15 protein-coding genes are annotated in these 10,960 nt (G+C 68.8%); 7 read left to right on the top strand and 8 right to left on the bottom strand.

Annotation, left to right across the window (positions count from 1 at the left end; genetic code table 11):
- Nucleotides 1–32: 32 nt before the first annotated feature.
- A complete protein-coding gene (locus tag ABEB03_RS21340; protein ID WP_345651480.1) occupies nt 33–173 on the bottom strand; it encodes a hypothetical protein in 141 nt (46 codons plus the stop codon).
- A 193-nt stretch (nt 174–366) separates the two neighbouring features.
- Here ABEB03_RS21340 and ABEB03_RS21335 point away from each other — a divergent pair, with 193 nt between their 5' ends.
- Both ABEB03_RS21335 and ABEB03_RS21330 read left to right on the top strand, forming a co-directional pair.
- Nucleotides 367–975 (top strand): MBL fold metallo-hydrolase, encoded by a 609-nt coding sequence (locus ABEB03_RS21335; protein ID WP_345651476.1) that lies wholly within the window; start codon nt 367–369, stop codon nt 973–975.
- Nucleotides 976–1,016: 41 nt separating this feature from the next.
- Complete coding sequence (locus tag ABEB03_RS21330) at nt 1,017–1,538, top strand: phosphatase domain-containing putative toxin (protein WP_345651473.1); 522 nt, start codon at nt 1,017–1,019, stop codon at nt 1,536–1,538.
- Here the strand turns inward: ABEB03_RS21330 and ABEB03_RS21325 are convergent.
- A complete protein-coding gene (locus ABEB03_RS21325; RefSeq protein WP_345651470.1) occupies nt 1,505–2,020 on the bottom strand; it encodes an SRPBCC family protein in 516 nt (171 codons plus the stop codon). The genes ABEB03_RS21330 and ABEB03_RS21325 overlap by 34 nt on opposite strands.
- A 529-nt stretch (nt 2,021–2,549) precedes the next feature.
- Here ABEB03_RS21325 and ABEB03_RS21320 point away from each other — a divergent pair.
- Nucleotides 2,550–3,326 (top strand): polysaccharide lyase family 7 protein, encoded by a 777-nt coding sequence (locus ABEB03_RS21320; protein ID WP_345651467.1) that lies wholly within the window; start codon nt 2,550–2,552, stop codon nt 3,324–3,326.
- Between the two features lie 154 nt (nt 3,327–3,480).
- Here ABEB03_RS21320 and ABEB03_RS21315 read toward each other — a convergent pair whose 3' ends face one another.
- The 3 genes from ABEB03_RS21315 to ABEB03_RS21305 are packed head-to-tail and all read right to left on the bottom strand — an operon-like array spanning nt 3,481 to nt 6,296.
- Nucleotides 3,481–4,218 carry an NADPH-dependent F420 reductase gene (locus tag ABEB03_RS21315; protein WP_345651464.1) on the bottom strand — a complete coding sequence of 246 codons (738 nt, stop codon included), beginning with the start codon at nt 4,216–4,218 and terminating at the stop codon, nt 3,481–3,483.
- A 4-nt stretch (nt 4,219–4,222) separates the two neighbouring features.
- A complete protein-coding gene (locus tag ABEB03_RS21310) occupies nt 4,223–5,254 on the bottom strand; it encodes an LLM class flavin-dependent oxidoreductase (RefSeq protein WP_345651461.1) in 1,032 nt (343 codons plus the stop codon).
- Complete coding sequence (locus ABEB03_RS21305; RefSeq protein ID WP_345651458.1) at nt 5,247–6,296, bottom strand: LLM class flavin-dependent oxidoreductase; 1,050 nt, start codon at nt 6,294–6,296, stop codon at nt 5,247–5,249. Before ABEB03_RS21305 ends, ABEB03_RS21310 begins: the two co-directional genes overlap by 8 nt.
- A 243-nt stretch (nt 6,297–6,539) precedes the next feature.
- On the opposite strand from ABEB03_RS21305, the gene ABEB03_RS21300 reads away from it, so the two are divergent.
- The 4 genes from ABEB03_RS21300 (at nt 6,540) to ABEB03_RS21285 (ending at nt 9,266) form a co-directional block, all read left to right on the top strand.
- A complete protein-coding gene (locus ABEB03_RS21300) occupies nt 6,540–7,007 on the top strand; it encodes a MarR family winged helix-turn-helix transcriptional regulator (protein ID WP_345651453.1) in 468 nt (155 codons plus the stop codon).
- A 196-nt stretch (nt 7,008–7,203) separates the two neighbouring features.
- Nucleotides 7,204–7,377 (top strand): hypothetical protein, encoded by a 174-nt coding sequence (locus ABEB03_RS21295; RefSeq protein WP_345651450.1) that lies wholly within the window; start codon nt 7,204–7,206, stop codon nt 7,375–7,377.
- A 237-nt stretch (nt 7,378–7,614) separates the two neighbouring features.
- On the top strand, nt 7,615–8,211 hold the full coding sequence (locus ABEB03_RS21290) for an MBL fold metallo-hydrolase (protein WP_345651447.1): 597 nt from the start codon (nt 7,615–7,617) through the stop codon (nt 8,209–8,211).
- Nucleotides 8,212–8,357: 146 nt separating this feature from the next.
- Nucleotides 8,358–9,266 (top strand): NAD-dependent protein deacetylase, encoded by a 909-nt coding sequence (locus ABEB03_RS21285; RefSeq protein ID WP_345651444.1) that lies wholly within the window; start codon nt 8,358–8,360, stop codon nt 9,264–9,266.
- Nucleotides 9,267–9,399: 133 nt separating this feature from the next.
- Here ABEB03_RS21285 and ABEB03_RS21280 read toward each other — a convergent pair whose 3' ends face one another.
- The 3 genes from ABEB03_RS21280 to ABEB03_RS21270 form a co-directional block, all read right to left on the bottom strand.
- The gene (locus ABEB03_RS21280) at nt 9,400–9,777 is read right to left on the bottom strand and encodes a fic family toxin-antitoxin system, toxin component (protein ID WP_345651440.1); all 378 of its coding nucleotides are present in this window, start codon (nt 9,775–9,777) and stop codon (nt 9,400–9,402) included.
- Nucleotides 9,777–10,016, bottom strand: coding sequence for a hypothetical protein (locus tag ABEB03_RS21275; RefSeq protein WP_345651437.1), 240 nt, complete (start codon nt 10,014–10,016; stop codon nt 9,777–9,779). Before ABEB03_RS21275 ends, ABEB03_RS21280 begins: the two co-directional genes overlap by 1 nt.
- A gap of 178 nt (nt 10,017–10,194) precedes the next feature.
- Nucleotides 10,195–10,908 (bottom strand): hypothetical protein, encoded by a 714-nt coding sequence (locus tag ABEB03_RS21270; RefSeq protein WP_345651434.1) that lies wholly within the window; start codon nt 10,906–10,908, stop codon nt 10,195–10,197.
- Nucleotides 10,909–10,960 lie beyond the last annotated feature (52 nt).

Genomic DNA, 10,960 nt, shown 5'->3' with positions numbered 1-10,960 from the left:
TGCACAGACGGGGGCGGGTTGGCGAGCGGACCCTACCGGTTCACGAACTCCGGGCGGACACCGAGCAGATACACACGGTCGTCCAGGTCAGCGGCTTCCTCCGGGGTGATCGGAGAGAATTCCAGCTCGGCCAGGTCGGCGAGCTCCTCGACGTTCGAGTTTGATATGTCCATGAATTGACGCTAACAGCGCACCACTCTGGCCACAAGATGAACTCTGAGTGCACAGAAGGAGGTTGACGAGATATCGACTCTTTCGGAACGCACGCATCGTCTCAATGCCGCTGCTCGCCCGGGCGCTCTCCAGGGATGCCGTCGACCGGCATTTTCCGGCCATTCCCTGAGGGGCCACAAGTCCCCCCGCGCTATGCTCACGCGGGTGCGGATTACCAAATATGCCCACTCCTGTGTCCGGTTGGAACACGACGGCGGCACGCTGGTCATCGATCCCGGCGTCTGGAGCGAACCCGAGGCACTCGCCGACGCCGACGCGGTCCTGGTGACCCACGAGCACGACGATCACGTCGATCTGTTGCGGCTGAAGGGGCTGGGGGTGCCCGTGCACGCCCCCAAGTCGGCGCGGATCCAGGGACTGGACTTCATCGGCGTCGACGTCGGCGAGGAGTTCACGGCGGCGGGCTTCCGGGTGACCGCCCAGGGCGGCAGGCACGCGCTCATCTACGCGGGCCTCCCGGACTGCGCGAACCTGGCCTACCTCGTGGACGACCGTCTCTACCATCCCGGAGACTCCCTTCACCGCCCCGACCGGCCGGTGGAGACCCTGCTGGTCCCCCTGCAGGGTTCCTGGATGAAGACGGACGAGGCCATCGACTTCGTCCGCGCCGTCGAACCGGAACGGGCCTACGGCATCCATGACGGGCAGATCAACGAGCGGGGCCTGAGCAGCCTCAACGGCTGGCTCACCGACGAGTGCGGCGGCCGCTACCGCTGGCTCGCGCCGGGGTCGTCCGCCTGATGGCCGAGCCGTCCGCCCCTCGCGCAGGGGTCGCCCGCGCGATGACCGAGCCGTCCGCCCCCGTCCTCTACACGCTCACCGATCGACGAGGACCGGGACGCCTGAGCACCATGGCCCGGCCTCGCGGCCACGGACACCTGGCCGACGACATGGCGGCCCTGCGCCGCGCCGGCGCCGACATCGTCGTCTGCGCCCTCCCCGACGCCGAGCGCACCGAGCTGGGACTCACCGACGAGCCCCGCCACGCCGAGGCCGCCGGGCTGCGGTTCGTCGCCCTGCCCATCCCCGACTTCACGGTCCCGTCGGTCCCCAGCGTGCTGCCGGTGCTGCGGGAACTCGCCGAGGCCCTGCGAACGGGCACCCATGTCGTCGCCCACTGCCGCTGCGCCATCGGACGGTCCTCCCTGATCGCGGTCAGCCTGATGATCCTCGAGGGCACGGCACCCGAGGCCGCCTGGACGGCCATGGAACGGGCCCGGGGGGCGAGGGTTCCCGACACCGAGGAACAGCGCACGTGGACGCTGGAGTTCTACCGCCTGCTCTCTCCGGGCGGGGTGCCGTAGATGCCCAAGCGGCATGCCTGAGGACAGGCGGACTCGACCAGCAGCGCGAGGTTCTCCAACGCCATACGTGTTCCGGTCTCGTTGTCCGCGACGGGAACCGCGTCCGGCACTCCCTCGTGCATGATGACGACTTCGGTACCGCCGTCCACCTCGGTCAGCTCCGTGGTCATGACCATCTCCCCGCGCAGGGCGGGATCGGCCGTCTCGAACTCGAGCGCCTCGACCACTCGCTCGCCGGGGACGAGCTCCGCGAAATGGCCGTGGTAGGTGTCCGTGTGCGCCTCCGACTTGCCGGCCGCGCTCGGCAGGTCATACGTGAGCGAGACGCGGAACAGCCCGCCCTCACGGGCGTCGAAGGTGTGCACCTCGCTCCGCATGCCCGTCGGCACCCGCCACCGCGCGACCGCTTCCGCGTCCAGAAGTGCCCGATAGACGGCGGCTCGTGAAGCGTTCACCCGCCGCGACACCCGCGTCGTATACACGCGGTCCAGGCTACACAGGACGGACACAAATGCAGGGGCCGTGCGGGCACGGTGTGCCGCGCACCGAACCCGCCGGCTGGCCTTCTCGACTCGACCAGCTCAGCCACGAGCAACAGCACCCCGTCCGGCCGCTGTTGGGTGGCCTGGCGGGAACGGGTCTCTGGGTGGCTTCCCCAATGCCCCCACCCGCGCCACCTCTTGACGGTCGTGGTTCAGACCTTTAGCGTCACGGCACACACGGTTCACAGGTGAACTTGATATTCACCTACTTGAACGCCGCCTTCCCCCACCGTCTGCTCCGCACGACCAGACGAAAGGCTGTGACCGTCATCTTGAAGATGTCACCACATACCCGAACCTCCGCCGTAGGTGGCGGACTCGCCGTAACGCCACCGCCGTCGGGCGCCGGACCCCTCCTTTCGCCGACCGGAACGGCGGCGGGGAGCCCTGCCGGGCGCGCCGACGCCGCCGATGCGGGCTGACCCACCGCACCGCTCTTCCCTCCCCACGATCAACGAAGGAGCTCGACATGACTCGTTCCAGGCTTCTGGCGACGGCCACCGTCGCGGGCGTCGTCACCGTGGTGACCGTCCTCGGCACCTCCAGCGCGGGTGCCGCGGACCCGAAGGTCGCGCCCGGCGGCAATTTCGACCTGTCCGTCTGGCAGTTGCAGGAGCCGGTGGGTTCCCCGGGCTCGCCGACGACCATTCCCTCGTCCCGCCTCCAGGGAGCCAACGGCTACCAGGACTCGTACTTCTACACCGACACCCGCGACGGTGCGATGACGTTCTGGGCGCCGGAGAAGGGTGTCACCACCCCGAACTCCAACTACGCCCGCTCCGAGTTGCGCGAGATGAACCGCAGCGGCAGCGCCGCGGACTGGTCGCTGAGCGGCAGCCACCGGCTGAGCGCGACACTTCGGGTCGTTTCGGTGACGTCCAACGTGTGCGTCGGTCAGATCCACCTCGGCTCCGGCGGTTCCTCGACGAAACCGCTGGTGGAGCTCTACTACCGCTCCAGCGGTGACATCGTCGTCGGCACCGAGAACTCGCCCTCGGGCGGCCAGACGACCCACACGGTGGGACATGTGTCGGTCGGCAAGACCTGGACGTACACCATCGCCGTGTCCGGCGGAAACACCATCGACCTGACCGTCAACGGCAGCACCACGCACTACCCGATTCCGTCGTCCTTCTTCCCGTACAAGCAGTACTTCAAGGCGGGTTCGTACAACCAGTCGTCGTCGAACAGCACCACGAAGGGCGCACGAGTCGCCTTCTACGGCCTGAACGTCTCCCACGGCTGACGCGTCACCCGGCTTTCCACAGGCCGCCCTGTGCGACGGCCGGGCACGTGGCCGCGCATGTCGGGCTTCCGTGGACATGGCTCCACCCTGCGCAGCCTGGAGCAAGCCGGTGCGGGCACTCGGAGGCACCGACAACCCAGCGCAGGCGGCGCCGTCAGACTGCTCGGTCGCCGGCTGCCAAGGCGGCGTTCCTCGCACTGCACACGGTCCGTCCGCGCTCCGATTCCGGGAAGCGGAGGACCATCGCGCGCAGCTCCTCGGCGGTGACGTTGGCGCCGAAAGGCTCGGTGCCCGGTTCGAGCCGAACTCCTTCGGCGAGGGGACCTGCCACCACGGGGTCGAAGCCGAACGCGTTCACGAGGCTCGCAACGGTGGCGAGGTCGTCCGGGTCGTCACCGGCGATCGCGATCGCCTTACGTCCCGGCGCGTTCCCGGGCTCGGCTCCGTCCTCGAGGTCGTGGTAGCCCATGTGGTTGAAGGCCTTGACCACCCGTGCCCCGGCCAGATACGCCCGCACGATCTCGCTCGAAGAGGTCAGCGGGTCGGTGAGGTCGTCGCGGATGCCGTCGACCTCCCACCAGTAGTTCATGGCGTCGATGACGAGCTTGCCGCGCAGTGCCTCGGCGGGAATCGTGCGGTACTTGCCGAGCGGGAGCGCCAGGATGACGACATCGGCCTCGGCGGCGGCCGCCGCGCTGACCGGGACGGCGCCGGGCGTCAGGACTTCGATGGTGAGTGCGATCTTGGCGGGTTCGCCCGATCCGGCGATGAGCACGCGATAGCCGGCCGCCAGAGCCAGACGTGCCAGCACGGTGCCGACCTTCCCCGCGCCCAGGATGCCGACCGTGCGCACGGCAACGGCGCCGGTGATGTCCATTTCTGCTCCGTTCATGACGTCAGCCTGCGAGGATGTCGCGGACCATCGGGAGCACCTTGGTGCCGTACAGCTCGACGGCACGCAGGCGGGCACTGACCGACTGGGCCCCCGTGGTGTAGATGAGGTCGAAACGGCCGACGCCGAGCGCCTCGATGGCGCGGGCCATCTTGCGGGCGACCGTCTCGGGCGAGCCGATGTAGAGCGAGCCGTGCTCGATCTCGGCCTCGTACTCGTCCTTGCGGACCGGCGGCCAGCCCCGCAGCGCGCCGATGCGGTCACGGATGACCTTGTAGTGCGGCCAGTGCAGTTCCCGGGCCTCCTCGTCCGTGGCGGCGATGAAGCCGGGCGAGTGCATCCCGACCGGGTGAGCGGTCGTGCCGAACTTGTCGGCTGCCCGCTCGTAGAGGTCGATGTACGGCGCGAAGCGTTCAGGGTTGCCGCCGATGATGGCGATCATCAGAGGGAACCCGTAGCGCGCGGTGCGAATGACCGACTGGGGCGTGCCGCCCACACCGACCCAGGTGCTCAGGTGCCCGGACTCGGTCTTGGGAAAGACGTCGGCATCGTCGAGCGGCGCCCGCTTGCTGCCGCTCCAGGTGACGGGCTTCTCCTCCAGCAGCTTGGCGAAGAGCTCGATCTTCTCCTCGAACAGCACGTCGTAGTCGGCCAGGTCGTATCCGAAGAGCGGAAAGGACTCAGTGAAAGAGCCGCGCCCGAGGATGACTTCGGCCCGGCCGTTCGAGAGTGCGTCCACGGTCGAGAACCGCTGGAACACGCGGACCGGATCGTCCGAGCTCAGCACCGTCACCCCGGAGGAGAGCCGGATACGGCTGGTACGTGTGGCGATGCCGGCGAGGACGGTCTCCGGACTGGAGATCGCGTACTCCGGACGGTGGTGTTCACCGAGTGCGACGGCGTCGACGCCGATCTGCTCCGCGAGAACGGCCTCCTCGAGGACCTGCCGGATGGCCCGCGCGTCGGACACCGGGATGCCCGCGTCGTCCTGCGGCACATCGCCGAACGTGTCGAGGCCGAAGACGAGATCAGACATGAGCCGGCTCCTTCGCGAGCAGTTCCCTCACCCGAGGCGCGACTTCGCGGCCCAGCAGCTCGATCGTGCGGGCCCGGGCTTCCCGGGGGAGGTACATGACGTCGTACTTGAGGTCGAAGCGTGTGAGACGCAGATCGCGGGCCGTCGTCGCGATCTTGCGTGCGACGGTCTCGGGGGAGCCGACGAAGAGCGCGCCCTGGTCCACTTCCGCCAGGTAGCGCTCGCGGGTGGGCTTGTAGAACCCGCGCTCCTCCGCGAGCGCGGCGACGACCGGTTGCCAGTACCGCCACCAGGTCTCGATCGCCTCCTCGTCGCTTTCGGCGATGAGCCCCAGCGAGTGCTGGGCGACGGGTTGCCTGGCGTGCCCGAATTGTTCGAGCGACCGGTGGTAGAGCTCGACATGGCCGGCGAAGCGCTGGGGGCGTCCACCGATGATGGCCAGCATGAGCGGCAGGCCGTAGCGGGCCGCGCGGACCACGGAGTTCGGGCTGCCGCCGACGCCGATCCAGGTGGGAATGCCGCCGGGCGGCATCCGGGGACGCAGTTCCTGCTCGACGAGCGGCGGCCGGAAGCGGCCGGACCAGGTCACCGTCTCCTCGCGCTGGAGGCGCATGAACAGGTCGAGCTTCTCCTCGAACAGCTCCTCGTAGTCGGCGAGGTCGTATCCGAACAGCGGGAACGACTCCGTGGCCGATGCCCGCCCCAGTACGAGCTGGGCGCGGCCGTTGGACGCGGCGTCCAGCGTGGAGAACTCGTGGTGGAGCCGGACGGGGTCATTGGTGCTCAGTACGGTCACCGAGGTGCCGAGCCGGATCCGTTCCGTCGCGGTGGCGATCGCGGCGAGCAGGACGGGAGTGGCGCTGTCGTTGTGGCCCGCACGGTAGTGCTCACCGACGCTGAACACGTCGATCCCCACGGCTTCGGCGAGCTGGGCCTCCTCGATCAACAGGCGAACGGTCTCGGCATCGCTCATCGTCCGACCGCCGTCGGTGGCGACCTCTCCGAACGAGTTCAGCCCCAATTCGAACGCTGTGGCCGTCATTGCACTCCTCCTACTGGCACCAGGCACCGTACGATGCACGGGCGACCAATTGCTTGACGCGTCAATCATCAGGCAACATGGTTGACGTGTCAACCAAAGGCCGTGGCGTCACACGGCGCACGAGGGGGGTTCCCCACCGGGGAAGGAGTGCGCGACCCAGGCGGGACCTGACGAGCGAAGCGGTCACCCGCCGAAGGCCCCCACGACATTCGGATGATGTATCAACTAGTTTAGGCTTCGTCCATGACAGAAACGGTGCGGTGGTTGACGCCTGAGGAACAACACGCGTGGCGCTGTTTCGTCCGTCTTCAAGCGACGCTCCGCGGCCGACTGTCGCGCTTGTTGCAGACGGAGTCCAACATCTCCGAGGCGGACTTCGCGGTGCTGGTCGAGCTGACCGACGCACCCGACGGGCGGCAGCGGGTTCTCGATCTCGCCCGCGCGTTGGAGTGGGAGAAGAGTCGGATCTCCCACCAGATTTCCCGCATGGTCAAACGTGGGCTGGTGATGCGGGAAGAGTGCGCCGAGGACGGGCGGGGCGCCTTCGCGGTGATCACGGACGCCGGGCGCGCCATGATCGAGGCCGCCGCCCCACTGCATGTCGAGGCGGTGCGCACCCTGTTCCTCGACCATGTCACGCCGGCGGAACTGCGGGTGCTGGCCCAGATCTCCGAGCGTGTGGTGGAGAAGATGAGCGAGGACGCCTCCTGATCGGTGCGGGTCGAGCGAGCCGTCGCGTCGATGGTTCCAGGGAACCCACCTCGGCGCGCTTCAGCAGTGCGAGGCGACCGGTCGGCAGGATTACCGGGACAACGGCAGAGGCCTGCTCCTCCCCGATCGGAACCTCTCGGTTTCATCTCCCGCATCAAGGGGACGCGGCACAGTGAGCCTGCATGGAGGTGCTGACATGAGTGCCGGACAGAAAGCCAAGGCCAAGGCCGAACAGGTCGTCGGCAAGACCGTGCGGAAGGCCGCCCACGCGGTGCACAACGAGACCCTCGAAGCAAAGGGTGCCGCGCTCGAAGCACGGGGCAAGTTGCGGAGCGCCAAGGAAGGAACCGAGGACGCCTTCAAGCCCTGATCCCCTGATCATGTCCTGACCTCGCACGCACCGCGGCCGCGTGGAACCCAGCGGCCGGGGTCACTGTGACGCGCGCAGGCTGACGCGAGTGGATCTTGGGGCAGGCACACCGGTGCTCAGTGCGCGGACCTCACGAGCGGCGCGCAGTACCCGGGTGCCGGACCGACTGGGGGCCGACTGGCGGTGTCCGGCCATTCGCCGAAGGCGCCCATCAGGTCCCAGGCTATCCTCACTCGAGTGCGGATCACCAAGTACGCCCACTCCTGTGTCCGGTTGGAGCACGACGGCGGCACGCTGGTCATCGATCCCGGCATCTGGAGCGAACCCCAGGCACTCGTCGGCGCCGACGCGGTCCTGGTGACCCACGAACACGCGGATCACGTCGACGTTTTGCGGCTGAAGGGGCTGGGTGCGCCCGTCTACGCCCCCGAGTACGCCCGGATCCCGTCCCTGGACTTCACCGGAGTCGGCGCCGGCGAGGAGTTCAGGGCGGCGGGCTTCCGGGTGACCAGCCAGGGCGGGAGACACGCACCCGTCTACGGAGGCCTCCCGGACTGCGCGAATCTGGGCTACTTGGTGGAGGACCGCCTCTACCACCCCGGAGACTCCCTCCACTGCCCCGACCGACCGGTCGAGATCCTGCTGGTCCCCCTCCAGGGTTCATGGATGAAGACGGACGAGGCCATCGACTTCATCCGCACCGTCGATCCGGAACGGGCCCACGGCATCCATGAGGGGCAGATCAACGAGCGCGGCCTGAGCAGCCTGAACCGTTGGCTCGCCCAAGAGTGCGGCGGGCGCTACCAATGGCTCGCGCCGGGGGCGACCGCCTGATCCGCACACCCCCGCCCGGTGCGGAACTGATGTTTGGATGACCCATGGGCGCCATGCTGCCCGTTTCCTCGCCGCCCACACGAGCCCCCGCTGATCGGAGCACGGCCGACGACGCGTACGGCTGCCTGTTCCGTAGCCTGGAGGGCATGCGCATGCGCCCCACCCTGAGCTGGTCCCCCGCCGAGGACCTGCCGCCGGGCACCACAGATCCGGAGCCGGTAGCCGCAGCGTTGGGCACCGGCGGTGTGCTGGTGCTCAGCGGTGCCGGCATCTCCACGGAATCGGGCATCCCCGACTACCGAGGCGAGGGAGGGAGTCTGAGCCGGCACACCCCGATGACCTACCAGGACTTCACCACCAGCGCCCACGCCCGGCGCCGGTACTGGGCGCGCAGCCACCTCGGCTGGCGCACCTTCAGCCGCGCCCATCCCAACGCCGGACACCGAGCCGTCGCCGCATTCGGACGGCACGGCCTGCTCTCGGGCGTGATCACCCAGAACGTCGACGGCCTGCACCAGGCCGCCGGCAGCGAGAACGTCGTGGAGCTCCACGGGAGTCTGGACCGGGTCGTCTGCCTTTCCTGCGGCGCGTTCAGCCCGCGTCGCGAACTGGCCCGGCGGCTGGAGGAAGCCAACGCGGACTTCGAGCCCGTGGCCGCCGGGATCAACCCGGACGGTGACGCCGACCTCACCGACGAACAGGTCGGGGACTTCCGCGTGGTGCCCTGCACGCTCTGCGGCGGCATCCTCAAACCGGATGTGGTGTTCTTCGGCGAAGCCGTGCCCCCGTCGCGGGTCGAGCACTGCCGCGAGCTGGTTCGCGAAGCGGCCTCGATCCTGGTCCTGGGCTCCTCCCTGACGGTCATGTCCGGGCTCCGGTTCGTCCGCCAAGCGGCCCGGGCCGGAAAGCCGGTGCTGATCGTCAACCGGGACCCGACCCGCGGTGACCAGCACGCCATCACCCGGGTCGCGCTCCCCCTGGGCGCGGCGCTCACCTTCGTGGCCGGCCGGCTGGGCATTCCAGTCGACGACGAGGCGGCGGGTCCGGCGAGGTGATGACGGCGACGGGAGGCGGACGGAGAGCATCCCGTCAGCCCATGGGGTCGACGCGGAACCGCACAGCCGAGCCGACTTCCGTGGTGATCACGCCACGGCGCCGGCACCAACGGCATCAGGTGCCCTCAGCGCGTCAGGTGGGGGTGGGCCAGGTCCGCAGCAGGGCGGCGATGCTCCCTGCGGTGCAGCCCGGGTCGAGGAGCAGGTCCTTCAGGGCGACGGCATCCTCACGGGCCGGCTTGACGGTGATCCCGGCCGCTTCGAGGTACATGACGCCGGTGGCGGCCGCGACGGCCAGGTTGGAGCGCTCGAGCCAGCGGCACCGGCCCAGCGTGTGCACCAAGGCCGCGGCTTTCGCGTAGGGACCGTCATAGACGGAGTGCTCGAACAGCTCGGCGCGGTGGCGGGCGACCGCGGAAATGGGAACGCCGTAGTCGTCGGGGGCCGGGTCGTTGGCGCCGGCGGCCTCAGCGACCTGCAGGATCCAAGGGACGTCGATGTGCAGATCCATCAGGCCGCGCGTCCTCCCCGGGGCGCCTGCTGGGCTTCCTCGGCATCGTCGAAGACCGCCTGGTGGTCGGCGAGGAAGCGGGCAGCCGCGTCCACCGCGCGCGTGCGCAGGCCGCTGGCGTCGTCCTGCACAAGCCTCGCGAGGTAGTCCCCGATGCTCAACCCCAGGTCCGCGGCTCGTTTCCTCGCGAGCTCCGCGACATCCTCGTCCACTCGCGCGCCCAGTTGCGTCTTCGCCATAGCCGCATGGTAACAGATGTTACCAAGGTGGGTGTGCGACATCAGCACGGTGGCTTTCGACCGCACGGACAACCCGCCGTGGACCCCGCCCGTACCGTCGGCCACCGCATCGCACCGTCATCAACAGGCCCCACCAGGAAGCCCTCGGCGCGCCGGCACGGCCGGTGCGCACAGCGGACTACGCCCTCGCCAGCCACAACCGGCCCAGGCCCCTGGCCGCGCGCAGGGCGACGACGCACGCGCCGAGGTACGCGGCGACGATGGCCGCGAACACCAGGTGCCAGGTGAAACCGGCCCCCGCCGAGTAGTGCCCCGTCCCCATCCACGCGAAGCAGCCCAGGATGACCTCGAACACCGTCAGGACGGCGATCGACAGGCCCCACGGCATGGTCGGTACGCCGATCAGGAAGGCCAGGAAGCCAAGGTTCGGAATTCCCCGCTGCACGATCGTGATCAGCAGCACGACGAGCGCCGCGATGAAGTAGCCCTTGGTGAACGTGTTCCACTGCAGCCAGTCCACGAGCGACGCCGCGTCCCGCGTCTGGAGCTCCAGGAACTCATGCCCCGACTTCTGATAGGCGAAGGCGATCAGGTTCCCGATGACGAGCACGCCGAGCAGCCAGCCGCACACCACCAGCCCGAGCAGAAAGGACAGCCCGACGGCGGCCGTGATCTCCGTCGAGGACATCTCCACCAGTCGGACCTGGGCCTCACGGGCCACCCCGCCCATCCGGCGGGCGAGCTTCATGGTCGACTTGATGGTGCCCAGCCACGCGGTCACGAGGACGTACAGCAGATACGCGGTCACCGCGATGCCAGGTCCGAAGACACCGTTGACGGCGAATCTCCACAGATCCTCGGGCTGCGGAATGTTCTGCAGAAAAGCGTCCACGAGCGCCCCCCCTCGTCCCCCGCCCCCATGACACAGGGTGCACTCCGCAGAT

It is taken from the genome of Streptomyces siamensis (assembly GCF_039543605.1).
GTDB classification, from domain to species: Bacteria; Actinomycetota; Actinomycetes; order Streptomycetales; family Streptomycetaceae; genus Streptomyces; species Streptomyces siamensis.
Note: the sequence above shows the minus strand (reverse complement) of the source record. Positions and strands in the feature narration are given on the sequence as shown.

Coding starts and splice junctions, on each gene's coding strand:
- ABEB03_RS21340 (WP_345651480.1), bottom strand. CDS start 173: ATGGACATATCAAACTCGAACGTCGAGGAGCTCGCCGACCTGGCCGAG.
- ABEB03_RS21335 (WP_345651476.1), top strand. CDS start 367: ATGCTCACGCGGGTGCGGATTACCAAATATGCCCACTCCTGTGTCCGG.
- ABEB03_RS21330 (WP_345651473.1), top strand. CDS start 1,017: ATGACCGAGCCGTCCGCCCCCGTCCTCTACACGCTCACCGATCGACGA.
- ABEB03_RS21320 (WP_345651467.1), top strand. CDS start 2,550: ATGACTCGTTCCAGGCTTCTGGCGACGGCCACCGTCGCGGGCGTCGTC.
- ABEB03_RS21315 (WP_345651464.1), bottom strand. CDS start 4,218: ATGAACGGAGCAGAAATGGACATCACCGGCGCCGTTGCCGTGCGCACG.
- ABEB03_RS21310 (WP_345651461.1), bottom strand. CDS start 5,254: ATGTCTGATCTCGTCTTCGGCCTCGACACGTTCGGCGATGTGCCGCAG.
- ABEB03_RS21305 (WP_345651458.1), bottom strand. CDS start 6,296: ATGACGGCCACAGCGTTCGAATTGGGGCTGAACTCGTTCGGAGAGGTC.
- ABEB03_RS21300 (WP_345651453.1), top strand. CDS start 6,540: ATGACAGAAACGGTGCGGTGGTTGACGCCTGAGGAACAACACGCGTGG.
- ABEB03_RS21295 (WP_345651450.1), top strand. CDS start 7,204: ATGAGTGCCGGACAGAAAGCCAAGGCCAAGGCCGAACAGGTCGTCGGC.
- ABEB03_RS21285 (WP_345651444.1), top strand. CDS start 8,358: ATGCGCATGCGCCCCACCCTGAGCTGGTCCCCCGCCGAGGACCTGCCG.
- ABEB03_RS21280 (WP_345651440.1), bottom strand. CDS start 9,777: ATGGATCTGCACATCGACGTCCCTTGGATCCTGCAGGTCGCTGAGGCC.
- ABEB03_RS21275 (WP_345651437.1), bottom strand. CDS start 10,016: ATGGCGAAGACGCAACTGGGCGCGCGAGTGGACGAGGATGTCGCGGAG.